This window comes from Hymenobacter segetis, assembly GCF_054776495.1.
In genome coordinates, this window is record NZ_BAAHBV010000003.1 from 815915 (window position 1) to 840152 (window position 24238).

At 59.8% G+C, this 24238-nt stretch carries 23 protein-coding genes; 19 read left to right on the forward strand and 4 right to left on the reverse strand.

Annotated features, from left to right (window positions below; all coding sequences use genetic code 11):
- The first annotated feature begins 237 nt into the window (after positions 1 to 237).
- The 5 genes from rnr to ACYU70_RS20255 all read left to right on the forward strand — a co-directional run bounded on the left by rnr (position 238) and on the right by ACYU70_RS20255 (position 5357).
- Positions 238 to 2721 carry a ribonuclease R gene (gene rnr / locus ACYU70_RS20235; RefSeq protein WP_342296057.1) on the forward strand — a complete coding sequence of 828 codons (2484 nt, stop codon included), beginning with the start codon at positions 238 to 240 and terminating at the stop codon, positions 2719 to 2721.
- Between the two features lie 142 nt (positions 2722 to 2863).
- Positions 2864 to 3172, forward strand: a complete 309-nt coding sequence (locus tag ACYU70_RS20240) for a hypothetical protein (RefSeq protein WP_342296055.1) — start codon at positions 2864 to 2866, stop codon at positions 3170 to 3172.
- Positions 3173 to 3321: 149 nt separating this feature from the next.
- Positions 3322 to 4293: a polyprenyl synthetase family protein gene (locus ACYU70_RS20245; RefSeq protein ID WP_342296053.1), complete on the forward strand. Its 972-nt coding sequence runs from the start codon at positions 3322 to 3324 to the stop codon at positions 4291 to 4293.
- A gap of 7 nt (positions 4294 to 4300) precedes the next feature.
- A complete protein-coding gene (locus ACYU70_RS20250; RefSeq protein WP_342296051.1) occupies positions 4301 to 4963 on the forward strand; it encodes a rhomboid family intramembrane serine protease in 663 nt (220 codons plus the stop codon).
- 103 nt (positions 4964 to 5066) lie between these two features.
- Positions 5067 to 5357 (forward strand): PLD nuclease N-terminal domain-containing protein, encoded by a 291-nt coding sequence (locus tag ACYU70_RS20255; RefSeq protein ID WP_342296049.1) that lies wholly within the window; start codon positions 5067 to 5069, stop codon positions 5355 to 5357.
- Between the two features lie 89 nt (positions 5358 to 5446).
- Here the strand turns inward: ACYU70_RS20255 and ACYU70_RS20260 are convergent, their stop codons facing one another.
- Entirely contained in the window at positions 5447 to 6067 is a 621-nt protein-coding gene (locus ACYU70_RS20260; RefSeq protein WP_342296048.1) for a hypothetical protein, read from the reverse strand.
- Positions 6068 to 6201: 134 nt separating this feature from the next.
- Here ACYU70_RS20260 and ACYU70_RS20265 point away from each other — a divergent pair, with 134 nt between their 5' ends.
- Both ACYU70_RS20265 and ACYU70_RS20270 read left to right on the forward strand, forming a co-directional pair.
- On the forward strand, positions 6202 to 7053 hold the full coding sequence (locus ACYU70_RS20265; RefSeq protein ID WP_342296047.1) for a glycerophosphodiester phosphodiesterase family protein: 852 nt from the start codon (positions 6202 to 6204) through the stop codon (positions 7051 to 7053).
- 278 nt (positions 7054 to 7331) lie between these two features.
- Complete coding sequence (locus ACYU70_RS20270; RefSeq protein WP_342296046.1) at positions 7332 to 7718, forward strand: helix-turn-helix domain-containing protein; 387 nt, start codon at positions 7332 to 7334, stop codon at positions 7716 to 7718.
- A 224-nt stretch (positions 7719 to 7942) separates the two neighbouring features.
- Here ACYU70_RS20270 and ACYU70_RS20275 read toward each other — a convergent pair whose 3' ends face one another.
- Positions 7943 to 8254: a DciA family protein gene (locus ACYU70_RS20275; RefSeq protein ID WP_342296044.1), complete on the reverse strand. Its 312-nt coding sequence runs from the start codon at positions 8252 to 8254 to the stop codon at positions 7943 to 7945.
- 72 nt (positions 8255 to 8326) lie between these two features.
- The gene (recF, locus tag ACYU70_RS20280; protein WP_342296042.1) at positions 8327 to 9442 is read right to left on the reverse strand and encodes a DNA replication/repair protein RecF; all 1116 of its coding nucleotides are present in this window, start codon (positions 9440 to 9442) and stop codon (positions 8327 to 8329) included.
- Between the two features lie 202 nt (positions 9443 to 9644).
- Between recF and pdhA the strand changes: the two genes are divergently transcribed.
- The 11 genes from pdhA to ACYU70_RS20335 all read left to right on the forward strand — a co-directional run bounded on the left by pdhA (position 9645) and on the right by ACYU70_RS20335 (position 22269).
- Complete coding sequence (gene pdhA, locus ACYU70_RS20285) at positions 9645 to 10697, forward strand: pyruvate dehydrogenase (acetyl-transferring) E1 component subunit alpha (RefSeq protein ID WP_425293316.1); 1053 nt, start codon at positions 9645 to 9647, stop codon at positions 10695 to 10697.
- A gap of 58 nt (positions 10698 to 10755) precedes the next feature.
- A complete protein-coding gene (locus ACYU70_RS20290; protein ID WP_342296039.1) occupies positions 10756 to 11532 on the forward strand; it encodes a tetratricopeptide repeat protein in 777 nt (258 codons plus the stop codon).
- Positions 11533 to 11714: 182 nt separating this feature from the next.
- Entirely contained in the window at positions 11715 to 12191 is a 477-nt protein-coding gene (gene ribH, locus ACYU70_RS20295; protein WP_342296038.1) for a 6,7-dimethyl-8-ribityllumazine synthase, read from the forward strand.
- A 185-nt stretch (positions 12192 to 12376) separates the two neighbouring features.
- Positions 12377 to 12760, forward strand: a complete 384-nt coding sequence (locus ACYU70_RS20300) for a TraR/DksA family transcriptional regulator (RefSeq protein WP_198069582.1) — start codon at positions 12377 to 12379, stop codon at positions 12758 to 12760.
- Positions 12761 to 12911: 151 nt separating this feature from the next.
- The gene (locus ACYU70_RS20305) at positions 12912 to 14918 is read left to right on the forward strand and encodes a pseudouridine synthase (protein ID WP_342296037.1); all 2007 of its coding nucleotides are present in this window, start codon (positions 12912 to 12914) and stop codon (positions 14916 to 14918) included.
- 91 nt (positions 14919 to 15009) lie between these two features.
- Positions 15010 to 15750 (forward strand): type III pantothenate kinase, encoded by a 741-nt coding sequence (locus ACYU70_RS20310; protein ID WP_342296036.1) that lies wholly within the window; start codon positions 15010 to 15012, stop codon positions 15748 to 15750.
- Positions 15737 to 17071 carry a hypothetical protein gene (locus ACYU70_RS20315; RefSeq protein ID WP_342296035.1) on the forward strand — a complete coding sequence of 445 codons (1335 nt, stop codon included), beginning with the start codon at positions 15737 to 15739 and terminating at the stop codon, positions 17069 to 17071. The genes ACYU70_RS20310 and ACYU70_RS20315 overlap by 14 nt, the downstream gene beginning before the upstream one ends.
- A 27-nt stretch (positions 17072 to 17098) precedes the next feature.
- Positions 17099 to 17677, forward strand: a complete 579-nt coding sequence (gene lptC, locus ACYU70_RS20320; RefSeq protein ID WP_342296034.1) for an LPS export ABC transporter periplasmic protein LptC — start codon at positions 17099 to 17101, stop codon at positions 17675 to 17677.
- Between the two features lie 22 nt (positions 17678 to 17699).
- A complete protein-coding gene (locus tag ACYU70_RS20325) occupies positions 17700 to 17963 on the forward strand; it encodes a hypothetical protein (protein ID WP_342296033.1) in 264 nt (87 codons plus the stop codon).
- 164 nt (positions 17964 to 18127) lie between these two features.
- A complete protein-coding gene (locus tag ACYU70_RS20330) occupies positions 18128 to 20251 on the forward strand; it encodes a SurA N-terminal domain-containing protein (RefSeq protein ID WP_342296032.1) in 2124 nt (707 codons plus the stop codon).
- Positions 20252 to 20442: 191 nt separating this feature from the next.
- Complete coding sequence (locus ACYU70_RS20335) at positions 20443 to 22269, forward strand: tetratricopeptide repeat protein (protein WP_342296030.1); 1827 nt, start codon at positions 20443 to 20445, stop codon at positions 22267 to 22269.
- Positions 22270 to 22275: 6 nt separating this feature from the next.
- On the opposite strand, the gene ACYU70_RS20340 is transcribed toward ACYU70_RS20335, so the two are convergent.
- On the reverse strand, positions 22276 to 22431 hold the full coding sequence (locus tag ACYU70_RS20340) for a hypothetical protein (protein ID WP_460616087.1): 156 nt from the start codon (positions 22429 to 22431) through the stop codon (positions 22276 to 22278).
- Between the two features lie 55 nt (positions 22432 to 22486).
- On the opposite strand from ACYU70_RS20340, the gene recJ reads away from it, so the two are divergent.
- On the forward strand, positions 22487 to 24226 hold the full coding sequence (recJ, locus tag ACYU70_RS20345) for a single-stranded-DNA-specific exonuclease RecJ (RefSeq protein WP_342296029.1): 1740 nt from the start codon (positions 22487 to 22489) through the stop codon (positions 24224 to 24226).
- The last annotated feature ends 12 nt before the right edge of the window (positions 24227 to 24238 follow it).

Here is a 24238-nt window from a genome sequence, read left to right on the forward strand (position 1 = left end):
ACTCCGCGCTTGCCTCAATACCTTGCGCCGCCAGACGCTACTTGAGCAGCGCTGATGAAGCTCCAGATGCTGGCTGCTACTGCGTCAATCCCAATCCCGCGCGGACTCGCAGAGTCCACGCTACAACCTCCCGGCCCGGCCCGCGTTTCACTATGCGGCGCGGCCCAGCCAGCCACTCATTTTTCCGCTCTCGCCGCCTGCGACCAAACCACTTTTCGGCGGCCACTTTTACCCCAAATGAATACCCCCGAAAACCCCAAGGCTCCCCGCGCCAAGCGCGAAAAGCCCGAACCCGCGGCCATCACCCAAGACCAAGTCCTGCGCGTCTTCGCCGACAACCCCACCAAAGTTCTCGCCTACCGCCAGCTCTCGCGCCGCCTCGGCGTCACGACAAAGGGCCAGCGCGAGGAGATTTTTGCCCACATCAAGGTGCTGCGCAAAAACGGCCTCATTACGCTGCTCCAAAACGACGAATACCGCCTCGCCGATGCGGACGCCGTAGCGGCAGCTTTGATGCCGTCCAGCGCCAAAAAATCAACCAAAAAAGGCGACTCGCCCATTGCCCCGCCCCGCAACCGTTCGGTGCAGGCCGAGTTCGGCCAGGACCCCATTGTGCACCGCCGCCGCTCGGCTGGCTTCGACTACGTGGACGGCGACGACCGCCCCGAGCGCGCCCCGTCGAACACCGTCATCGGCACCGTCGATTTGGCCACGCCCAACTTCGCCTTCGTGGTGCCGGAGGGCACGGGCGAATCCGACGACATCCGCGTGTTCACCGACCAGCTCAAGTTTGCCCTGCAGGGCGACGTGGTGCGGGTGCGCCTGCGTAGCGGCTCCCGCGACGGCCGCCCGATGGGCGACGTGGTGGAAGTCCTCAAGCGGGTGCGCCCCGAAATCGTGGGCCGCATCCAGATTCAGGGCACGCTCGGCTTCGTGAAGCCGGACAACCGCAAGGTGTATTTCGACGTGTTCGTGCCGCCGCATTTGCTGCACGAGTCGCGCAACGGCGACAAGGTGCTGGTCCGCATCAACGAGTTTCCGGAGGACAGCAGCCGGCAGCCGGTGGGCGAGGTCATCCGCAACTTCGGCGCGGCCGGCGGCAACGAGGCCGAGATAAACGCCATCATGGCCGAGTTCGGCTTGCCCTTCGAATTCCCCTCGGAAGTGGAGGAGGAATCGGAAGGCATCAGCGAGGTGATTGCGGAGGATGAGATTGCCCGCCGCCGCGACTTCCGCAACATCACCACTTTCACCATCGACCCCGCCGACGCCAAGGATTTCGACGATGCCCTGAGCATCCGGAAGCTGGAAAACGGCCATTGGGAAATCGGTGTGCACATCGCCGACGTCACCCACTACGTGCGCCCCGGCACCGAGCTGGAGCGCGAGGGCAAGCACCGCGCCACCTCGGTTTACCTCGTCGACCGCGTGATTCCGATGCTGCCCGAGCGCCTCTCCAACGGCCTCTGCTCGCTGCGCCCGAACGAGGACAAGCTCACCTTTTCGGCCGTGTTCGAGCTGGATGAAAACGGCAAGCTCTACGAATCGTGGTTCGGCAAAACCATCATTCACTCCGACCGCCGCTTCAGCTATGAGGAGGCGCAGGAGCGCATCGAAAGGAAGGAGGGCGACTACGCCGAGGAGATAAATCTGATGAACGGCATCGCGCATAAGCTGTGTGCGCTGCGCTTCAAGCAGGGGGCCATCACCTTCGAAACCCAGGAAGTGAAGTTCCGGCTGGATGAGCACGGCAAGCCGCTCGGCGTGTACGTGAAGGAGCGCAAGGATGCCCACAAGATGATTGAGGAGTTCATGCTGCTGGCCAACCGCAAGGTGGCCGAGTTCGTGTTCAACCTCAAAAAGACCAAGCCGCGCTTCACCATGGTGTACCGCACCCACGACGCGCCCGAGCCCGAACGCCTCCAGACCTTCGCCCTCTTCGCCCAGAAATTCGGCTACAAGCTCAAGCTCGAAAACCCGAAGAAAATCAGCACCGAGCTCAACAACCTCAGCTCCGAGGTGATGGGCAAGCCCGAGCAAAACGTGCTGCAGGGCCTGGCCATTCGCACCATGAGCAAGGCCATCTACACCACCGAGCCGCTCGGCCATTTCGGCCTGGCCTTCGACCACTACTCGCACTTCACCTCGCCCATCCGCCGCTACCCCGACATGATGGCCCACCGCCTGCTAGAGCACTACCTGCTCGGCGGCAAGAACGTGGCCGTCGAGCCTGTGGAAGAAGAGTGCAAGCACTCCTCGGCCCGTGAGAAACTAGCGGCCAACGCCGAGCGCGCCAGCATCAAATTCAAGCAGGTCGAGTTCATGGCCGATGAAATTGGCAACACTTTCAAGGGCGTCGTATCGGGCCTCACCGAGCGCGGCATGTACATCGAAATCGAGGAGAACAAGTGCGAGGGCATGGTCCGCATCAGCGACATTCCCGGCGACGAGTACGAGCTCGACAAGGACAACTACCGCATCGTGGGCCGCCGCAACAAGCGCATCATCCAGTTCGGCGATGAGATGATGGTAGTCGTAAAATCCGCCAACCTCCTCGACCGCACCATCGACTTCGAGTTGGTCGACGACCGTCCCGACTTCGTGAAAAAGCGCGAAGCCGACGAGCGCAAACAGCGCAGCAGCGAGCCCCGCGGCTACCGCGACCACAGCGGCGGCAAGGGTCACAGCAAGGGGGGGCACAAGGGCAACAAGCGCCGCTAGCCGTCGCCTGTCATTGCGAGGGGAGCGCAGCGGACCGCGGCAATCTTTCCTCCCAATGCGACCAACCCCGAGATGTGATAAGCCTCGACTCCACCCAGAGTCGGGGCTTGTTATTTAATTTTATCAGTAATTCCACAGCCCAATGCTGCGATTTATCAAGTACGCTTTCTCCTCAATCGGCTTATTGTATCTGACGTTTCTCAACTCAGCATACAAGTTGCACTACGGTGAACATGGGCGGGAGTACTTCAATGATGATTCCATCTTCTTCGGGATGATGCTGTCCGGTTTCTTGCTGCTTGTGCACCTTTTCAGCATCTTCCTGGCGACCGTAGTCCTCCGGAAAGGCAGGCCTGAAAAAGCCGATATGTTCTTCGCGCTTGCCTTTCTCTTGCACCTTGGCTACTGGATTTATTGTGCTAATAGCGGGGCAGCGATGCACGAACAATGAGGAGCTCCAAACCAAAGCTCGACAAGCCCCGGTTCTAACCAGAACCGGGGCTTGTCGCTTTATCAGGCATCTGGCTTTGAGAGGACGGATTGCCGCGTTCCGCTGCGCTTCACTCGCAATGACAGATGCCCCCGTTCTTTGCACCACCTATGACCCCAGCCGACTTCCCCGCTAACATCACTGCCGCCCTCGCCCAACTCGACTACGGCCAAGCCCCCGATACCCTCTACGCCCCCATTCGCTACATCATGGGTTTGGGCGGCAAGCGCATCCGGCCGCTGCTCACGCTGCTTGGCGCCCACCTCTTCACCGACGACCTCAGCGGCATCCTCAAGCCCGCCCTGGCCACCGAAGTCTTCCACAATTTCACCCTCCTCCACGACGACCTGATGGACCAGGCGCCCCTGCGCCGCGGCCAGGCCACCGTGCACGAAAAGTGGAACCCCAACGTCGCCATCCTCTCCGGCGACGTGATGCTGGTGCGGGCCTATGAGCTGTTCCTGGAAGTGCCGCCCGCGCTGCTCCCCCGCATCCTCGCCCGCTTCAGCCAGACGGCCGCTGAGGTCTGCGAAGGCCAGCAGTGGGACATGAATTTCGAAACCGAGCCCCAGGTCAGCATCGCCCAATACCTGGACATGATTCGCCTGAAAACGGCCGTCCTCCTTGGCTTCTGCCTGGAGCTGGGCGCCCGCCTCGCCGGCGCTTCCGAAGAAGATGCCGAGCACCTGCGCCAGTTCGGTACCGACATCGGCCTGGCCTTCCAGCTGCGCGACGACCTGCTCGACGTGTATGGCGACGCCGCCACCTTCGGCAAGCGCGTGGGCGGCGACATCATCTCCGACAAGAAAACCTTCCTCCTGCTATCCGCCCAAGCCCAGGCCAACGCCGCCCAGCAAACCACCCTGGCCCAGCACATCGGCCAGCCCGTAGTCGATGCCGAAGCCAAAGTGCAGGCCGTGCGCGCCATCTACGACGAGCTCGAAATTCGCCCCCAGACGGAAGTTCTCATCAACGACTACTTCCAGGATGCCTTGCAGCATCTGGAGCGCGTAGCGGCCCCCGCAGCCCGCAAAGAACCCCTTCACCGCCTCGCACTCCAGCTCATGGACCGCGAAAACTAACCCCTCAGTGTTCAACCCCATCCTGATACTCGTCGGCCTCACGGTCCTCGTTTCCGCCTACGCCTGGTCCAATCACGACCTCATGGAGTCCTGGATATTGCGCCCCTACCGCATGGCCCGCGACAACAGCCAGTGGTACCGCTTCCTCACCTCCGGCTTCCTGCACGCCGACTGGGGCCACCTGCTCTTCAACATGATTGCCTTCTACTCCTTCGGGCAACTCGTACTCGACGTGTTGGCCAACGGCACCGGCGCGCCCGGCCTCGATGGCTTCGGGGCCATGGGCGGCATCTGGCGCTTCCTGCTGCTCTACCTAGGCGGCATCGTGGTATCCGATATCCCCACCTATTTCCGCCACCGCGACGACCGCAATTACGGCAGCCTCGGGGCCTCGGGCGGCGTAGCCTCCGTGCTTTTCGCCGGCGTCATCTACTCGCCGCTGAACAAAATCTACATGATGTTCATCCCGGTAGGCATCCCCGGCTTCATTTTCGGCTTCCTCTACCTGGCCTATTCCTACTATCAGGGCCGCCGCCGGGGAGACAATATCAATCACGATGCCCACTTCTATGGCGCCATCTACGGCGTGGTACTCACGTTGCTATTCATGCCTGCTGCTGGTATTGAGTTTGTTCGCCAAATCAGTCGATTTATTGGTTTAAATAGTTGATTACCAATTAATTAACATTAAAAAAATCGAATTCTCATATCTTATTTGAAACCCATTGCGTAAGGGAAACTCAGACACATTCTTTCACCTTGTTTCCCCTGTCATGCGTACCCTTCGTCATTACACCTCCCGCCTCCCGCTCGCGGCCCTTCTTCTCCCGCTGATGTTGCTGGCCACCTCGTGCAGCCGCTTCAACAACGATGGCAGCTTGGCCACATGGGGCTACGTCCTGCTTGCCCTCGATATCATAGCTATGCTCGACGTATTCCGTCAGCCCTGGACTATTGGCAAAAAGCTGCTGTGGGCCGTCATCATTTTCATCTTCCCCTTGGGCGGCCTCATCATCTACTACATCTTCGCCGGTCGCGGCAAGTCAAACACCGGCATCGTGTAGCCTCCACCGATGCTTTAGAAACGAAAATGCCCCGACCATCTGGCCGGGGCATTTTCGTTTCTAAAGCATTCCTGAAAACGCCAGTTAATCTAATTCAGCAGCCGCTTCTTCTCCAGCCGTGCCACGCCACGCAGCAACTCGCCGCTGTTCGTAATCTGCGTCAGCTGCCAATGGTCGCCCTGGCGGCGCATCTTCACTTCCACCACCATCGTGGTGTCGTATTTGGGCTGCGTCACCTCCAGGCCCACGAAAGCATTGTCGCCCTCCTCCCGGGTGTATTTGATGCCTTTAAACTCGCTCTCCGGGCTCACAACTTTGCTGGCCAGTCCCGTGAGCGAGATGTTCACCATACGCTTCGGAGCCGCTGCCGCCGCCGCTTCCAGCGAGCCCGTTTCCACATAGCGCTGCACTTCCTGATGCGCGGCCTTGGCCAGGGCAGGCTTCAGCAGCCGCATGGCTCCACCCATCACCAGGCTGCCGCCGGGCAGCAGCGAAGTCAAGGCCGAGCTCTGCTGTGCCACATCATCCACGAGGTGGGTAGTCACGCTGTTCACATCGACGTACTTCTCAAACATCGCCATGTCGTGCGTCTGCACCGCGGCGGCGGCCGAAACCAGTGCGCCACTCGGGCCCTGCTTCAGGCTTCGGTAGTAATAGTACCCGCCGGCTGCGAGGGCTAGCAACACAACAAGTAGCAGTAGTTTTTTCATGAAATCGTAAACGGTTAGGATGAGCTACAAAATTAGCCCAAACCACGTAGCGAACACCGTGCTGCATTAGCGGCCCGCATGGCTTGGCCCATTGCTCTTCCCGCTCCTTAATCATGCCCTTTAGCTCCTATTCCATGCCCGTTTCTCCTCACCCCCGATTTCCGGAACTCCACGGCCATCGTGGCTGCCGGGGCCTACGCCCCGAGAATACCTTACCTGCATTTCTGCACGCCCTCGCGCTGGGCGTCGATGTGCTGGAAATGGACGTGGTTATCTCTGCCGACCATCAGGTCGTCGTCTCGCACGAGCCCTGGCTCAATCCGGCCATTTGCCTCGCTCCTGAGGGTCAAATCATCGAAAACAGCCCTTCTCCGCGCTTCAATCTCTACCAGATGCCCTACACCACCATTCGCCGCTGCGATTGCGGTCTGCGGCGTCATCCGGCCTTTCCCGAGCAGATTTCAGAGCCGGCATATAAGCCTCTGCTCAGCGAAGTGCTAGCTGCTAGCGAGGCCTTCATCCGCCCCGCCGGCCATTCATCAATCCGGTATGCCATCGAAATAAAAAGCAGCCCGGCCGATGATAATGTCTTCCAGCCAGCCCCCGAAGAATTCCTGTCATTGGTCCTGGCTGAAATCAATAAGGCACAGGTTGCAGCCCGCACCACCGTGCTCTGCTTCGACCCGCGGATTCTTCGGCTCGTCCATCAGTACCAACCCGACCTGGCCACCTGCCTGCTCCTCGAAGCCGACCAACCCTGGGATGCCAGCATCCAGGAGCTGGGTTTCGTGCCCACCACACTAGGTCCCGATTTTACTACTGTTACAGCAGCGGCGGTGCAGGAGTTGCGTAGCCGGTATCCCGGCCTCCGGCTTGTACCATGGACCGTAAACCAACCGTCCGATATGATAAACCTAATCGCACTCGGCGTCGATGGAATAACGACTGATTACCCCAACCATTTTTTGACTTTGACAACCGACTAACATCGGCCCGGCCTGGTTGGCGGCAGTGTTTTGTGCTCAGCTTCGCTCTAGCAAGCCTTGAGCAATACTTGGGTGATGTATCAAGGAGTAGCAACGCTTGCATTACAAATATGATTTGTAACGTGTAATTGTAAGCCTTGTATCATGTGTTTCGTGACGATGTAACAGTGTTGTTTAAACAGTTTGTCATCGTTACAGGTGTAATTATTGTTCGCCCCCATTTGTTTAATTAGGTTACATTATACATATTTGCATCAGCGTTACGCAACACTCTTTATATGCCACATCAGGGCGAAATCCTTCAAGAAGCCATCAAAAACAGTGGTATTTCAATCACTCGCATTGTCGAGGAATTGGGTATTACACGTCCAACCATCTACCGTAAATTCAAGGATGAAACAATTGATTACAGCTTTGTAAAAAGAATTGGCGAAATCATTAATCATGATTTTTCAAATGATTTTACGGTTACACAACAATCTGTTTTATCATTCGTAACATCTGTTCCAAAACCAGCCGTTACAAATATTGTTACGCCGCGTGTAACGCAGACACTTAATGCCGATGCCGACCTGTCTAAACAGCTTTTAGCCCTTCAGATTAAGTACATAGCGCTTCTGGAAGCCTACAATGAGCTACTGCTAAAAGTGTATGGGCCGAAGTGACAAAAATGTTCCACGTGAAACATTTTTGTCCTGACACGTTTCTTTGGGCGTTTTAGATAAAGCGCCTGAATAAAAAAGCAGGGGGGTATTGGGATGCAAACGGCCAAGGGCAAACAAGCATTTTGTCCGCCGTGCATCAACGAAGTTTTGCAACGCGGCATCGGAAATGCCGGGCAACTTTCCTGCTCAGTTACGCACCTCAGCTTTGATTCAGAACGGGACAGTTAGAGGAAGATGACCTCCGTTACCACCGTTGCTCCAACCTCCGCATTGATGAGTTCGGCTACGCGTGTCTTTGCCATAAGCAGCTCGTGCTTGAGTGGCGCGGAGCTGAGCCGCACGAAGAGCCGGCCCTTGTTCACGTAGACCTCCTGGGTTTTCAAAGCCACGGCTTTGCCCATCACCCGCTCCCAACTCGATACCACCGTTACCTCGTTCAACTTGCCCTGAAGACGGTAAGCCCGGACCAATGCTTCGAGGCCTTCCTTGAGCGGAATAATATCGCCGGAGCGAGAAGGAGCGGAGGGTTTTTTCACGGAGCTGATGGGCAACTTCAACCAGCGAAAGGATGCCGGTTGAGGGCCTGCAAAGGTACTGCCGTGTGGTGCCTAAACGGGTGCCACGGTGCCATTCTGCACCCGAAATCGGAGGATGGGAACGGTCACCCGGGCCAGGGCCTGGTCGGTGCGCTCCAAGTTGGTATCAGTCAGAAAAACCTGACCGAAAGTCTCATCGGCAACCAGCTCTAGCAGGCGGGCAATGCGCTTATCATCGAGGCGGTCGAAGATGTCGTCGAGTAGGAGCAGGGGCTTTTTCTGCTGCTTGGCTGCCAGCAACTCAAATTGGGCCAGCTTGAGCGCAATAGCAAACGACTTCTGCTGGCCCTGGGAGGCGTGGCTCTTCACGGGCTGGTCATTCATCACAAAGACAAAGTCGTCGCGGTGCGAGCCAATGGTGCTGCGTTGCAGCACGAAGTCTTTGCGCTCGTTCAGGCGCAGCAGCTGGGCAAAGTCGGCCCCGACCAACTGGCTTTTGTAGGTGAGCATGACCTGCTCGCGGCCGTCGGCCAACTGCTCGTAGTGCCGCTGAAAGATGGGAAGGTAGTCGATGAGAAAAGCCTCGCGTAGCGCCGTGAGCTGCTGGCCCAATGGCGCAAGCTGCTCATCAATGGCCAGCAGGTAGTCGCGGTCGAAGCCGTGGGCATTGCTATGCCCACCTTGTTTGAGCACGGCATTGCGCTGGCGCAGCAAGGAGTTATAGGAGATGAGCTGCTCCAGAAACTCATGGTCGAGTTGAGCCATGAGGCTGTCGAAATACTTGCGCCGCTCCTCGCTGCCCTGGCGAATCAGGTCCGTGTCGTAGGGCGAAATAAGCACGGCGGGGTAGCGGCCAATGTGGTCGGCCATGCGCTCATAGGCCTGCTTATCGTGCGTGACGGTCTTTTTCTGGCCCTGACGGAGGCTTACCTGAATGGTTTCTTTGTCAGAAGTGTTATTTGAAGAAAAAACGCCCTTAACTACAAAGAAATCAGCATCTTGCTTGATGCAAAGGGCGTCAGAAGCGGTAATGGCACTCTTGGTCAGCGATAAGTAGTGAATTGCGTCCAATAAGTTGGTTTTGCCGCTCCCATTATCCCCGATGAAGCAATTGAGGCCGGGCGATAAACGAAGCGCGGCGTCGTCGTAATTTTTAAAAAAAAGAAGCTGGAGGGAGTCAAGAGTCATAAGGTGCGGATTTGCCAGCAGTTTTACGTAATTTCGCCCTCCCAACGCGAATTATTCTTTCCTTAAAAGTGCTATGGCGGATACGAAAGTAAAAGCTGCTTCTAAAAAACCGACGGCCTCGAAGGCTACCAATGGTTCAGCCGCCAAAGCTGCCAAAGGAAAGAGCAACGGTGTAACCACCGTGGCCCAGCCCGACCCCGTCATGCCCGGAACCGACAAGCCCACGGCGGCTGCGTCAGGTTCGGCTACGACTGTGCCCGCCTCCACGGCTACGTTCCCGAAGGAAACGTACCTGCAGTGGTACGAGCAAATGCAGCTCATGCGCAAGTTTGAGGACAAGGCAGGGCAGTTGTACGGTCAGCAGAAAATCAAAGGCTTCTGCCACCTCTACATCGGCCAGGAGGCCTGTGTGGCCGGGCAGGTATCGGCTCTGGAAAAGGGCGATAAATACATCACCGCTTACCGCGACCACGCCCATCCGCTGGCCCTGGGCACCTCGCCCAATGCCGTGATGGCCGAGCTGTTTGCCAAAGCCACCGGCTGTTCGAAAGGCAAGGGTGGTTCGATGCACATGTTCGATAAGGAAGTTGGTTTCATGGGCGGCCACGGCATCGTGGGCGGCCAGGTGCCGATGGGCGCGGGCATTGCCTTCGCCGAGAAGTATAACAAGACGGGCAAGCTTTGCATCTGCTCGATGGGCGATGGCGCGGTGCGGCAAGGTGCCCTGCACGAGGCCTTCAACATGGCCATGCTGTGGAAGCTGCCGGTCATCTTCGTGATTGAGAACAACGGCTACGCCATGGGCACGTCGGTGGCTCGCACGTCGAACGTGACGGACCTCTACAAAATTGGCCTGAGCTACGACATGCCCTCCGAGCCTGTGAACGGCATGCGCGTTGAGGATGTGCACGAGGCTGTGGCCCGTGCCGCCGAGCGCGCCCGCGCCGGCGAAGGCCCCACGCTGCTTGAGTTCAAGACCTACCGCTACAAGGGCCACTCGATGAGCGACCCCGCCAAGTACCGCACCAAAGAAGAGCTGGAAGACTACCGCCACCGCGATGCAATCGAGGGCGTGCGTCACACCATTCTGACGAACAACTTCGCCACCGAAGCCGACCTCGAAGCCATTGATGAGCGCATCAAGGCCGCGGTGCAGGAGTCGGTTGAATTTGCCGAAAACTCGCCCTACCCCACGCCCGACGAACTGTACAAGGACGTGTACGTGCAGGCCGATTATCCCTACATCCACGACTAATTAACCGGGCCCCAGGCCCCCGGCCTGCTTGCGGGCCGCCGTAGCAATACCCATTGTAATGTCGAAGATTCCGTACACTGGCAAGAGCCAGCAGGCCCGCCAGGGGCAAGCCAACCAGCCGACCAACGTGCCCGCCGACCCGCTGGCCCCGGCTGAAGAATTTGTGCCGTCCGAAAACCCACTATTGGAAGACCCGGATGCTCTGGCCGCTCGCCTGGCCGAATCCGAGGATTTCGTGCGCAACAACCGCAGCCTGCTGCTGGGCATTCTGGCCGTGGTGGTGCTGGCCGTGGTAGGTGGCTTCGGCTACTACACCTGGCGCAACCAGCAGGATTCGAAGGCCCAGGCCAGCATGTTCCGCGCTGTGAACAACTGGGAGGCTGACTCGCTGAACAAAGCCATCAAAGGCGACGGCAAGGCTCCCGGCCTGACCACCGTGGCTAATGAGTACGGCAGCACGAAGGCTGGCAACCTCGCCAACTTCTACGCCGGCGTGGCTTCGCTGAAGAAGGGTGACTACAAAGCCGCTCTCGATTACCTGGAAGATTTCAGCTCGGACGATTACCTCGTGCAAAGCCGCGCCTACTCGCTCATGGGCGATGCGCAGCTGGAACTGAACAAGCCCAAGGAAGCCGCCGACCTATACGCCAAAGCTGCCGAGCACAACGCCAACGAATTCTTCTCGCCCGGCTACTTGCTGAAAGAAGGCACGGCCCGCGAGCTGGCCAAGGACGACGAAGGCGCGGTGAAAGCCTACGACCGCATCATCACCGAGTACCCCACAGCCCAGGAAGTAGCGGAAGCCCGCCAGTACAAAGCCAAGCTGGAGAAATAAGCTGCGTGAGCTGCCAACTCGGGCAGGCATCACAACTATTGATTGCGCTTTCTCATCTTTGAGGAAGCGCAATTTTTTTACTTAAATCAAGGGAAACACAAACCATCGCGGCACTTCCGGCTTACTGGCACGGCTGCGCAATGCCTTTGTACAAAAAAACTTTTCCGAACGAAAACCGCGATATGGCAACTTCTTTGCAAAACCTGAGCGAATACGACGCTTCTACGTTCATCGACATCAGCAACAAACGGTTTGGTCTAGTAGTGGCCGATTGGAACCGCGAGATAACCGACATCCTAAGCGCCGGGGCTTACGATACCTTGATAAAGCACGGGGCCGTGGCCGACAACATCTACCGCAACAGCGTGCCCGGCAGCTTCGAGCTGACACTGGGGGCGCAGTTTCTGGCCCAGCACGAGGAGATTGATGCGGTTATCTGTCTGGGCGTGGTCATTCAGGGCGAAACCAAGCACGACGACTACATCTGCCACGCGGTGGCGCAGGGCATCACCCAGGTTGGCCTGAAGTTCAACAAGCCCGTTATTTTTGGGTTGGTGACGACGAATACGCTGGAGCAGGCCTGGGACCGGACTGGCGGAAAGCACGGCAATAAGGGCGTGGAAGCTGCTGTGGCAGCCATCCAAATGCTGGGCTTTTAGCATTCGGAGGAAAAGCGCGCCGAACCGCGTAACTTTGCACCCGCAAAATCAAGCATCCAAGGGCTTGGATTGGTGTTAATAAAGGCTTTTTTGACTTGCCAAACCAATTAGCAGCCGTTGGCGTTGCGCGGTAGTTACAGATGACAATTTCTTAACTTTCTCTAGCAGTCCTTTTTTCTCAAAAAATGAACGACGACAACATTCGCTATTCGCGGGAGGACTTGAATGAGTTCGACCAGATTATCCAGGAAAAACTGACAGCGGCCCGCAAGGAACTGTCTTTCATTAAAGAAACCCTGAACCGCAGCAACGACTCGGGCACCGACACCACGGCCTCTTCGGCCAAAGTATTGGAGGATGGCGCCGAAACGGCCGAGAAGGAGAGCATGAACCAGCTGGCTTCGCGCCAGATGAAGTTCATCCAGCAGCTCGAAAACGCCCAGGTTCGCATCAAAAACGGTACTTACGGCGTGTGCATCGGTACGGGCAAGCTCATCCCCAAGGAGCGCCTGCGGGCCGTGCCCCACACCCAGCATTCTATTGAAGCCAAAATGGCCCGGCGCGACTAAGCCGTAGCTTTTTTGGTAGTCGGCATTAAGTAGCCGGTGGTCAGAATTTTATTTGGGTTGATGTTGTTGACCCCCTTCTGACTGCCGGCTTCTTAATGCCGACCTTTTTTTAACCTGTACCGTAGCGATACGGCACGCAACTTTTCTCCCCATGGGCAAGAAACATTTTTCAGAAGATAAAGCGGACCGTCGCGGCGGCCGCAGTGCCGGCGGTCCTGGCGGCTTTGGTGGCGGTAGCGCCGGCCGTAGCAACAGTAACGAGCGTGGCGGCAGTGACCGCGGCGGCTACGGCAGTGACCGTGGTGCACGCAATGGCGACCGCCCAGCCTACGGCAACGGCCGTCCGGCTTCGAATGGCGCATTTGGTCGCCCCGCGACTGGTGGCGCGTTTGGCCGCCCATCGGGCGGAGCCTTTGGTGGCGGGAAGAAATTTGACGGCGGTGGTGAGAAGCGCCCTTATGGCAGTAGCTACGGCGGCGGCCAGCGCGAAGGTGGCAGCGGTTTCGGCGGCGGCAATAAGAGCTTTGGTGGCGGCAAAAGCTTCGGCAATGACCGTCCCTTCGAGCGCCGCGACGAGCGGCCCCGTTTGGGCAAGGAGCAGCGCACCGGCACCAGCTACGGCCGCAGCGCCGAGCCCCGCAACTACGGCGTCGACCGTGGCGAGCAGCGCAACCAGTCGGCCGATGCCCGCCCCATTCGCGAGTACCAGCCCAAGGAGAACTGGAATGGCCAGCCCTACCGCCGCGACGGCGAAAAGGCCGTGCCCCGGGGCGAGCCCGGCGAGCGCAACCGCAAATTCCAGAAGAGCAACCCCTACGCGCCGGCCGAAGACCGCGCCCCACGCAGCGGTGGCAGCTTTGGCCGCAGCAATCCCCGTGAAACGGAGAACTTCGACCGCAGCGAAAGCCGGAGCGACGAGCGCGGTCCGAACCGGCCCATCCGCTCGGCCCGCCCGTTTGAGGCCAACCCGCCCCAGCCCCGCGAGGAGCGTGGCGAGCGCAATGAGCGCCGCGATGCCAACATCGAGCGCGCCGATGCCGGCAATGCCGACTACCGCGCCGACCAGGCCGCGTTTGGCCGCAAGTTCACGCCCGGTGCGTTTGGCCGCCGCGATGGTGCGCCCGCCTCGGGCCGCAGCACCGGCGAGCGCCCCGGTGGCTACGAAAAGCGTAGCACCGAGCGCTGGACGCCGGCTCCCGGCAGCTTTGCCGAGCGCCGCGAAGCCCTGAAAGCTCAGGAGCGCAGCGTGCGCCGCTCGGGCACTGGCTATGGTGCCAGCGTGGACAAGCCCCGTCCCGCCCGCCCCACGGTGCAGGAGAACCGCGCCGACAAGCCCCGCTTCGGCGAGCGCCCCGGCGAGGCTCCCGACTACAAGAACCTGAAGCACTACGAAAACGACAAAACCCGCGGCAACAAGCGCCGTCGTGAAGAGGAAGAAGATTCCAACCCCGACGAGACGCGCCTGAATCGCTACATCGCCAACGCAGGCATTTGCTCGCGCCGCGAAGCGGATGCGCTGATTGCGGCCGGTGAAATCAAGGTCAACGGCGAAGTGGTGACCGAGATGGGCTACAAAGTGCTGCCCGAGGACACCGTACAGTACGGCAAAACCAACCTCAACCGCGAGAAATCGGTGTACGTGCTGCTGAACAAGCCCAAGGACTTCATCACGACCACGGAGGACCCGGAGGGCCGCCGCACGGTGATGGACCTGGTGGCCAGCGCCTCCAAGGAGCGTATCTTCCCGGTGGGTCGCCTCGACCGGAACACCACCGGCCTGCTGCTCTTTACCAACGACGGCGAAGTGGCTCAGAAGCTCTCGCACCCTTCGCACAAGAACAAGAAAATTTACCAGGTAGAGCTCAGCCAGCCTTTGGCCGAAGAAGACCTGCGCAAGATTGCCGAAGGCCTGGAGCTGGAAGACGGCAAAGCCATTGTTGATGACGTGGCCGTGGTGGCGGGCAACGCGCACTTTGTGGGCATTGAAATCCACATTGGCCGTAACCGCATCGTGCGCCGCATTTTCGAGCACCTCGGCTACGAAGTGGTAGCCCTGGACCGCGTGCAGTACGCTGGCCTCACCAAGAAGGACTTGCCGCGTGGCAAATGGCGCTTCCTGAGCGAGCAGGAGGTTATTCGCATGAAATACTTCCTGTAAGGGTTTGTCGAATAAATTGACATAGAACGTCAGGTAGAACGATGCTGCGGCTTCGCTCTGCCTGACGTTCTTTTCATTCAACACTGACCTGATGCGGACTCTGGTTCTGGACATTGGCAATACGGCCGTGAAGGCGGGCTGCTTCGATGGCCCGCTGATGCGAGAAATGCTGGCCGGCCTCACGCCAGCCTCCGTGCGGGAGCTGGTGCAACGCTGGCAGCCGCTGCACGTCATCGTGGCCTCGGTGGCGGAGGCGGCAGTGCTGGCCGTGGAGGAATTGCAGGATTTGGTGCCGGGCCAGGTGCTTGGTTTCAGCCCCGGCACCACGCCCGTGCCCTTGCGCAATGCCTACGCCACGCCCCACACGCTGGGGGCCGACCGGCTGGCGGCTGCCGTGGGTGCGGCCGGGCTGCGGCCGGGCCAGGATACGCTCATCATCGACGCGGGCACGGCGCTGAAATTCGACCTCGTGACGGCCGACGGCACTTACCACGGCGGTAGCATTGCGCCGGGGTTGGCCATGCGGCTGCGGGCGCTGCACACCTTCACGGGGCGGCTGCCGTTGCTGGAATTGCCCGCCGCCGATGCAACGATTCCGCTGGTGGGCGACTCCACTACCGGGAGCCTGCTGAGCGGTGTAGTGAATGGCACGGTGGCCGAAATCAACGGCTTAGTGGCTCAATATCAACAGCGACACCCCGGCATTGGGGTATTGCTGACCGGGGGCGATGCCGCGTTTCTGGCGGCCCGGCTCCCGGCTCGTATCTTTGTAGTTCCCGAGCTGGTGCTGCTTGGTCTTAATCGGATTTTAGTTTATCATGTTGACAAATAAAGAGATGAAGCGTTTGGTGCTGGCAAGCCTGGCGGTAGTGGCAGTTGGCAGCGCACAGGCGCAGGGCCTCGGCAACTCGCCGTACTCGCGCATCGGCCTGGGCGAATACAACGCCAACACTGGCGGCGTGCGCCAGATGGGCATGGGCGGCGTTGGGCTGGCTGCGCCCAACGCTGTCAACGTGAATGAGTTGAACCCGGCTATGCTGTACTACACCGGCCGGACCACGTTTGAGGCCGGCTACAGCGGGCAATACAAAACGGTGAAAAATGCCAGCGCCTCCAGCCGCACCGGCAATGGTACGTTGGGCTATTTTGCCATGTCGGTACCGTTGAGCACGAAGTGGGGCGCGGCCGTGGGCCTGAAACCGCTCAGCGCGGTGGATTACGAATCGAACATCGTGCGGGACGTGATAAACACCCCCACCGGGCAGCCGGCACAGTCGCTCACGCAGCTGAAAGGCACGGGCGGCGTTTCGGAGGCCTATCTGGGTCAGGGGGTTCGCATCACGAAGGCCCTGACGCTGGGCTTCACGGCCTCCTACGTGTTTGGCGTGGTGGATGAAACGTCGGGGACCACCGTGGTGGTGACCAACAGCACCAACAATACGCTGGAAAAAGCGGTGGACCGCCAGCACACCCGCTATTCGGATTTCGCCTTCCGGGCCGGCGCACACTACCGCCAGAAGCTCGGCAAAGACCTCAATATGAACGTGGGCGGCGTCTACAGCTTCGCGCACAACCTCAACGGGCAGCAAACCAATACCCAGGAGCGGGAGGATACCAACGGCACGCTCGTGAGCGCGGCTACGATTGTGAGCGACGGCCGCGGCAGCACGTTTGTGCCCGCACTGGCCCAGGCCGGCATCAGCTTCGACAATGACAAGAACTGGAGCCTGAACCTGGATGTGGCCCAGCAGGAGTGGTCGAAATTCCGGAGCTTCAACTCCACGGGCCCGGTGCTGAGCAATACCATGCGTTTCGGGCTGGGCGGGGAAATTAGTCCTGACCCGGGTTCGGTGGAGCATTACTTCCAGCGGGTATCGTACCGGGCCGGCATCTCGCTGGCACAGCTGCCATACCAGCCGGGCGGCAAAATGCTCTACGACCGGTCGGTGAGCTGGGGCTTCGGCTTCCCGCTGCCCACCGCTACTCCGCTGGAGGCTACTACTATCAGCCTGGCCTTTACCTACGGCGTGCGTGGCAATACGGAATTGGTGGGCGGCACCACGGGCAGCAGCAACGTGCAGGAAAACTACATCCGCGGCCAGTTGGGCATCACGCTCAACAACCGGTGGTTTATCAAGCGTCGCCTGCAATAAGGCGGAGAATATCTAACCAATATCTAAGTGAAAGCATCGTGGCACGCGGCAGGAGTGGGGGCAATGCTGGCCGCACTGGCCTTGGCTAGCTGCGAAAAAAAAGCCGCCACCGGCCCCATGCAGGTCTACACCGGCCCGCTGATGGAAACCACCAACGTACTGACGCTGGTGAGCGACTCGGCCAAGCTGAAGTTTCAACTGACGGCCCCACTGGAGCAGCAGTTCGAGAACGGCGATATCATCTACCCCAAGGGCATGCTGGTCACGTTCTACTCGGCCGATGGCAAAAAGAACGTCATCAATACGCTGAAAGCCAATTACGGCAAATCCGATAAGGGCAAGAACCTCTACATCATGCGCGGCAAGGTACACGTGATGAACGTGCCCGAACAGCAGAACATGGACACCGAGGAGCTGTTCTTTGACAAGACCAAGCAGCTGATTTACACTGATTCGGCCATGTTTGTGAAAGTCACCACGCCTACGGAATACCTGACCGGCTATGGCCTGAAGGCCAACCAGAATTTCTCGCGGTACAAGATTACCCGGCCCACCGGCGTGTTTGCCGCGCCCCAGGCCGTGACAGCGCCCGCGCCCGCCCGCTAACGGCCCATAAACCGCAACTCCCATGAAATTTGATAAAGACTTGCTGCGCACCGTGCTCTTTGCCGTGGGCGTAGTGGCCATGGTTATTGGCATTTACCAGACGTTGCTGTTCAACGACCTGATGCGCAACTACTGGATTTTCATGGTGGCGATGGCCTGCTGGATGCCCTTGCTATACTGGCGGCAGCAGGAGCGGCTGGAAGCAAAAATCGCCGAGCAAAAAGCCAAGCTGGCCCAGCAGGCACGCGCCAAAACCCCGGCCAAATCGACTAAAAAACGCCGCTAGGCTAGTATTCGGCTATAATGCTACTGGAGCGACTAGGGCGTTGCAATCGGTTGGGACAGCTTGAGTGAGGACTTTAAAAACCGTAAAACTTTGATTGCCGGCCAAATTCTGGTTATTTTGCGCCTCTTTTGACCAACACAGACTTCGATTCTTTTGACAAGTAAATGGCTTTAATTAACACGATTCGGGAAAAATCTGGCTGGGCGGTAGGTACCGTGGCCGTCGGGATGCTGCTCTTCATTGTGGGCGGCGACCTGGTGGGCGGCAAAAACCGGCTCTTCAACCGCAACGACCAAACCGTGGGTGAGGTAGCGGGCGAGAAAGTAGAGCTGGCCGATTACAACAACGCTTTGGAGCAAGCCAAGCAGGCTTTCGTGGCCCAGCAGCAGCGCCAGCCCGACGAGCAAGCCCTCGGCTACCTGCGCGACCAGGCCTGGAACCAGACCATTTACCGCATGGCTTTCAAGCCGGAGTGGGACAAGCTGGGCCTGACCGTGAGCGACGACGAGCTGGTGGACATGGTGCAGGGCGACAACATCAGCCCCGGCATCAAGCAGGCCTTTACCGACCAGAAAACGGGTCAGTTCGACAAAGCCCGCCTGGTGGAGTACCTGAAAAACCTCGACAAGCTGCCCCCCGAAAACCAGGCCGCCTGGCACAATTTCGAAGCCAACCTGCCCGCTGAGCGCCTCGCCAACAAGTACAACGCCCTGCTGAAAAACTCGGTGTACGTGACCACGGCCGAAGCCAAGCGCTTCGATGCCGCCCAGAACACCAAGGAAACGCTGAAGTACCTGTTCGTGCCCTACGGCAGCATCTCCGACTCGGCTGTGAAAGTGACCGACGAGCAGCTGCAGGCTTACCTCGACAAGAACAAAGGCAAATACAAAGTAGAAGACGGCCGCTCGGTGGAGTACATCACCGTGCCGGTGGTGGCTTCGAAAGAGGACAGCGCCGCTGTGAAAACTTCGATGGCCGAGCTGACCACGCAGTTTGCCTCGGCCCCGGTCGACTCGCTGTTTGTGATGCAGAACTCGGAGCAGCCTTATAACAAGGCCTTCCGTAGCCCTGCCGATTTGCCCGAGGAGCTCCGCAAGCAGCTGCCATTGACTGCTGGCAAAATCTACGGTCCGTACGCCGAAAACGGCACGTACTCGCTGTTTAAAGTGACCGGTACCGGTGTGGGCAAAGAGCCCGCCGCCCGGGCCAGCCACATCCTCATCAAGGCCGAAGGCACTACGCCCGAAGCCAAAGCCGCCGCGAAAGCAAAGGCTCAGGACATCCTGAACAAAATCAAGGGCGGCGCTGATTTCGCGGCCATGGCCCGCCAGTTCGGCACCGACGGCACCAAGGAGCAGGGCGGCGACCTCGGCTGGTTCGGCAAAGGCCGGATGGTACCGGAGTTTGAGAAAGCCATTTTCGGCGCTACGGCCCCCGGCCTGCTGCCCAACGTGGTAGAAACCTCGTTCGGCTACCACATCATCAAAATCACTGCCGCGCCCACCAAGCAGACCTATCAGGTGGCTGAGGTGAAGAAGACCATCGCCCCGAGCGATGCCACTCGTGAAGCTGCTTACGCCAAGGCCCAGGAGCTGAAAGGCCAGGCCACGGACCTCGCCAGCTTCCGCGCCCTGACTACCAAAGACAAAACCCTGCAAAAGCAGGAAGCCAAAAACCTGGACCGTGGTGCCCGCAGCGTGAACAACCTGCAGAACGCCCGCGAGCTGGTGCGTTGGGCCTTCGGCTTCAACCCGAACGGCACCGAAACCAAGGTGGGCGACGTTTCGGAAGTGTACGAAATGGGTGACCAGTACGTCATTGCCGCCCTCACCGACGAGCGCGCCAAAGGCACCGCTACCGTAGCCAACCTGAAGCCCGAGCTGTCGGCCATGGTGCGCAACGAGGAGAAAGCCAAGCAAATCATCGCCAAGCTGCCCAAAGCCGGCACTCTGGAAGAGATGGCCGCCAAATACGGTCCCACCGCCCAGGTAGGTACCGCCGAGAACGTGATTCTGGGCCAGGGCAGCATTGCCAACATCGGTTTCGAGCCGCTGGCCGTGGGCAAAGCCTACGCGCTGAAACCCGGCCAGAAATCGGCTCCGATTCAGGGCGAGCAGGGTGTGCTGGTGATTGAGCCGGTGAGCGTGACGCCCGGCGCGGCTACCGGCGACGTGAAAGCCGTGCAGAAGCAGCTGGCCCAGCAGCGTGCTCAGGCGCAGGATGGCAAGATTTACGAGGCCGTGAAGGCCCATGCCAACGTGAAAGACAACCGCACGAAGTTTTTCTAGGACGTCAATCCGCGAGTTTGAAAAGGGCCGTACCTTCGGGGGCGGCCCTTTTTCGTTTTCTAAGCGTGGGCTTTGCGGGGCCGGGCCAGTGCGTTAGCGTTGAACGAAGCGCCTGCGGTCCGGCGTTTTGAGGCCGTTAGCTGGTGGCGTTTTGCGGTCGGCTAGTGCTTCCTGAATCGACTTTTGAATCTATGCGTTCGTCTTCCTTCCTCGTTGCTGCTGCTTTACTCCTGAGCCTGCCCGCGCATGCGCAGCCCTCTAAGGGTTGGGCACCCGTGAGCAATACCGCGCTGGCCCAGGACTACGCCCGCCGGGGCGAGCATGAGAAAGTGGTTTTTTTGTTTGAAAAGCTGCCGCTGGAAGAGCAAACCAGCCTGGCGACCTTCCCGGTCTATATCGCGTCGCTGCAGGCGCTGAAGCGCTACAAGGATGCCGAAAAGCTGACTAAAAAAGCCATTAAGCTGCGTCCCGAAGATGCCACGCTGGGCGTGACGTTGGGCGGCGCATATCTGGCGGCTGGAGATAAACCGGCAGCCGAAAAGCAGTGGCAAAAGGTATTGGCCCAGCTCACGCCCACGCAGGTGCAGCCGGTAGCGGCCGAATTCAGCCGCCGCGAGCTGCCCGAATGGGCCGAGCGCACCTACCTGCGCGGCCGCGCCCTGGCCAAAAACGACACCGAGTACGCTCCGCAGCTCATCCAGCTTTACACTCAAAGCCAGGACCAGCCCAAGGTACTGGCCGAAACCCTGCGCCTGATAGCCCAGGACGACAAGCAGCTGCCTTACGTGCGCAACATGCTGCAAAATGCCCTTCACGAAGAAAAAGACTTCGACGCGCTGGAAAAGCAGTTGATTACCGCCATTCAGGAGCACCCCGACCAGGCGGCCTACAGTGAGCTGTTGCTGTGGCTGCAGGTGCAGCGGCACGATTTCGGTGGCGCGCTGATGCAGGCCCGCGCCCTGGACCGCCGCAGCCGCAGCGAAGGTGTGCGGGTGATGGAGCTGGCATCCATTGCGCAGCAGAATAAGGACTACGAAACGGCCATCGAAGGCTTCTCCTATGTGGCCAAGGAGTACCGTAACGGCCCGTATTATAACGGGGCCCGCCAGCGCCTGCTGCAAGCCCGCGAGGCCCAGGTGCGCGAAACCTACCCCGTGGATGTGGCGAAGGTGCGGGCATTGGTGACGGAATATGACCAACTGCTGGCCGAGCTGGGCCGCACGCCCGATACCGCGCCCGTTATCCGCAACCTGGCCAACCTCTACGCTTTCCAGCTGAATGACCGGGCCAGGGCCATGACCTTGCTCCAGGAAGTCATCGACATGCCCCGCGCCAGCGATGAGGTGGTGGACGAGGCCAAGGTCACGCAGGGCGATTTATATATCCTGAAAGGGGAGCCCTGGGAGGCCACGCTGCTGTATTCGCAAGTGGAGAAGTCGCACAAAGACTCGCCGCTGGGCTACGAAGCCAAGCTGCGCAACGCCCGCTTGAGCTATTATGCGGGTGATTTCAAGTTAGCCCAAAGCCACCTTGACATCCTGAAAGAAGCCACCACCCGCGAAATCGCCAACGACGCCATGCAGCTCTCGCTGCTGATTCAGGACAACACCGTGGAGGACACGCTGGGCCTGGGGCTGAAAGCCTACGCCGCCGTGGAGCAACTGGTGTTTCAGAACAAGATTCCGGAGGCCATTAAAGGCCTGGATGCGCTGCTGGAACGCTTCCCTGGCCATTCGCTGGCCGATGACACCTACTACCTGAAAGCGCAGCTCCAGCGCCGCACCGGCGACTTCCCCGGGGCCATTGCCACGCTGGAGCGCATCACGTCCAACCCGAAAACGGACGTGCTGAGCGACGATGCGCTGTTCCTGTTGGCCCGCATTCAGGAGGAAGACGTGAAGGACAAGGGGAAAGCCCAAGAGCTCTACAACCAGGTGATTACCAAGTTCCCCGGCAGCATCTACGTGGCCGAGGCCCGCAAGCGCTTCCGCAAGCTGCGGGGCGATGGGGTGCAGTAGGTCCGCCTACCGGAAAAACACGAACATCAGCGCCAGCACGAGGATAAATACCCCGTACATCAGCACATCGGTCCCGATGTACTGGCGGTATTGGCGGTAGAAATCTCGGAGCTTCTTCATGGTGCGCGGGGCTGGCAAAACGGAGGGCGAAGGTACGGCCATCGGCGCGGGGGAGGGGTTTGGTCGTACTTTTGGACCCATTTTGACGAAGTATCCAATGTCCGTATCCGCTGGTAAGCGCTGGAATTATATCCCCGAACCCGACCCTGCCCAGGTCCATAGCCTCACCCAGGCTCTCTTCATTGCCCCCGAGATAGCCGCCCTGCTGGTGCAGCGCGGCATTGCCACGCCCGAAGCCGCCGCCGCGTTCTTCCACCCCGACCTGCGCCAGCTGCCCAACCCGCTGCTGATGCGCGACATGGACCGCGCCGTGGCCCGCCTGGCCCACGCCCTGCAAGCCGGCGAAAAAGTGCTGGTGCTGGGCGACTACGACGTGGACGGCATCACCTCGGTGGCCACGGTGATAAGCTACCTAACGCCGCTGTTCGGGGCCGAGCGCCTGCGCGACTATATCCCGGACCGCTACACCGAGGGCTACGGCATCTCGCACAAGGCCATTGATACGGCCGCCGATAATGGCTTCGCGCTCATCATCGCGCTCGACTGCGGCATTAAAGCTGTGGAGCAGGTGGCTTACGCCAGCAGCCGGGGCGTCGATTTCATCATCTGCGACCACCATTTGCCCGGTGACGAGCTGCCGGCCGCCGTGGCCGTGCTCGACCCCAAGCGGGCCGATTGCGAGTATCCATACAAAGAGCTTTCGGGCTGCGGCGTGGGCTTCAAGCTGATGCAGGCGCTGGGCGAACATCTTGGCCTGCCCCAGGCTCCGCTTCACGACTTGCTGGATTTGGTGACGGTGAGCATTGCCGCCGACATCGTGCCCATCACCGGCGAAAACCGCATTCTGGCCTCCTACGGCCTTCGGCGCTTCAATGAGGATGCCCACTTGCTGCGCCCCGGCCTGGCCGCGCTGCGCGAGTTGGCCACCCTACGCGAAGGCCCGTTGGGCATCAGCAGCTTGATATTCGGCTTTGCACCGCGCATCAACGCGGCCGGGCGCATGGGCGACGCCCGCCGCGCTGTGGCCATGCTCCTGGCCCCCGACCAGCAGGAAGCCCGCTACACCGCCGAAGTGGTGGACCAGATGAACCAGCAGCGGCGCGGCTCGGACCAGCACACCACCCAGGAGGCGCTGGACATGATTGCCGGCGACCCCATTCTGCAAAACGCCCACGCCACCGTGCTCTACAAGGCCGACTGGCACCAGGGCGTGCTCGGCATCGTGGCCTCGCGCTGCCTCGACCAGTACTACCGCCCTACCGTCATCCTCACGCAGCGCGACGGCAAGGCCACCGGCTCGGCCCGCTCCGTGGCCGGGTTCGATGTGCACACGGCTCTTGAAGCCTGTTCCTCATTGCTTGACCAGTTTGGGGGCCACCGCGCCGCCGCCGGCCTCACGCTGAAGGTGGAAAACGTGCCCGCTTTTCAGCGCCGCTTCGAAGAAGTGGTGGCCGATACGCTCACCACCGAGCACCTGGTGCGGCCCGTGGAAATAGCCGCCGTGCTGCCCCTGAGCCGCATCACCGAAGAGTTTTTCGGCGAATTGCGCCGCATGGAGCCGTTTGGTCCCGGCAACCCCAACCCGGTATTCGCCTCGCAACGGCTGATTGCCGTGCCACATAGCGCCCGCGTGGTGGGGCAGGGACACCTCAAGCTGCGCCTGGCCTCGGCCGATGCCCAAGGGCCAGCCGTGGATGCCATTGGCTTCGGCCTGGCCGATTACCTGCCCGAGATTGAGCAGGGCCGGCCCTTCAGCGCCTGCTACACCGTGGAGCTGAACGAGTACCGGGGCCAGCGCAGCGTGCAGCTGCGTCTGCTGGACGTGCGCTGGGAGTAAGCCGCTAAACTT

Excerpts from the sequence above, each read along its gene's own strand:
- rnr (WP_342296057.1), top strand. The coding sequence starts at position 238 with ATGAATACCCCCGAAAACCCCAAGGCTCCCCGCGCCAAGCGCGAAAAG.
- ACYU70_RS20240 (WP_342296055.1), top strand. The coding sequence starts at position 2,864 with ATGCTGCGATTTATCAAGTACGCTTTCTCCTCAATCGGCTTATTGTAT.
- ACYU70_RS20245 (WP_342296053.1), top strand. The coding sequence starts at position 3,322 with ATGACCCCAGCCGACTTCCCCGCTAACATCACTGCCGCCCTCGCCCAA.
- ACYU70_RS20255 (WP_342296049.1), top strand. The coding sequence starts at position 5,067 with ATGCGTACCCTTCGTCATTACACCTCCCGCCTCCCGCTCGCGGCCCTT.
- ACYU70_RS20260 (WP_342296048.1), bottom strand. The coding sequence starts at position 6,067 with ATGAAAAAACTACTGCTACTTGTTGTGTTGCTAGCCCTCGCAGCCGGC.
- ACYU70_RS20265 (WP_342296047.1), top strand. The coding sequence starts at position 6,202 with ATGCCCGTTTCTCCTCACCCCCGATTTCCGGAACTCCACGGCCATCGT.
- ACYU70_RS20270 (WP_342296046.1), top strand. The coding sequence starts at position 7,332 with ATGCCACATCAGGGCGAAATCCTTCAAGAAGCCATCAAAAACAGTGGT.
- recF (WP_342296042.1), bottom strand. The coding sequence starts at position 9,442 with ATGACTCTTGACTCCCTCCAGCTTCTTTTTTTTAAAAATTACGACGAC.
- pdhA (WP_425293316.1), top strand. The coding sequence starts at position 9,645 with ATGCCCGGAACCGACAAGCCCACGGCGGCTGCGTCAGGTTCGGCTACG.
- ACYU70_RS20290 (WP_342296039.1), top strand. The coding sequence starts at position 10,756 with ATGTCGAAGATTCCGTACACTGGCAAGAGCCAGCAGGCCCGCCAGGGG.
- ribH (WP_342296038.1), top strand. The coding sequence starts at position 11,715 with ATGGCAACTTCTTTGCAAAACCTGAGCGAATACGACGCTTCTACGTTC.
- ACYU70_RS20300 (WP_198069582.1), top strand. The coding sequence starts at position 12,377 with ATGAACGACGACAACATTCGCTATTCGCGGGAGGACTTGAATGAGTTC.
- ACYU70_RS20305 (WP_342296037.1), top strand. The coding sequence starts at position 12,912 with ATGGGCAAGAAACATTTTTCAGAAGATAAAGCGGACCGTCGCGGCGGC.
- ACYU70_RS20310 (WP_342296036.1), top strand. The coding sequence starts at position 15,010 with ATGCGGACTCTGGTTCTGGACATTGGCAATACGGCCGTGAAGGCGGGC.
- ACYU70_RS20315 (WP_342296035.1), top strand. The coding sequence starts at position 15,737 with ATGTTGACAAATAAAGAGATGAAGCGTTTGGTGCTGGCAAGCCTGGCG.
- ACYU70_RS20325 (WP_342296033.1), top strand. The coding sequence starts at position 17,700 with ATGAAATTTGATAAAGACTTGCTGCGCACCGTGCTCTTTGCCGTGGGC.
- ACYU70_RS20330 (WP_342296032.1), top strand. The coding sequence starts at position 18,128 with ATGGCTTTAATTAACACGATTCGGGAAAAATCTGGCTGGGCGGTAGGT.
- ACYU70_RS20335 (WP_342296030.1), top strand. The coding sequence starts at position 20,443 with ATGCGTTCGTCTTCCTTCCTCGTTGCTGCTGCTTTACTCCTGAGCCTG.
- ACYU70_RS20340 (WP_460616087.1), bottom strand. The coding sequence starts at position 22,431 with ATGGCCGTACCTTCGCCCTCCGTTTTGCCAGCCCCGCGCACCATGAAG.
- recJ (WP_342296029.1), top strand. The coding sequence starts at position 22,487 with ATGTCCGTATCCGCTGGTAAGCGCTGGAATTATATCCCCGAACCCGAC.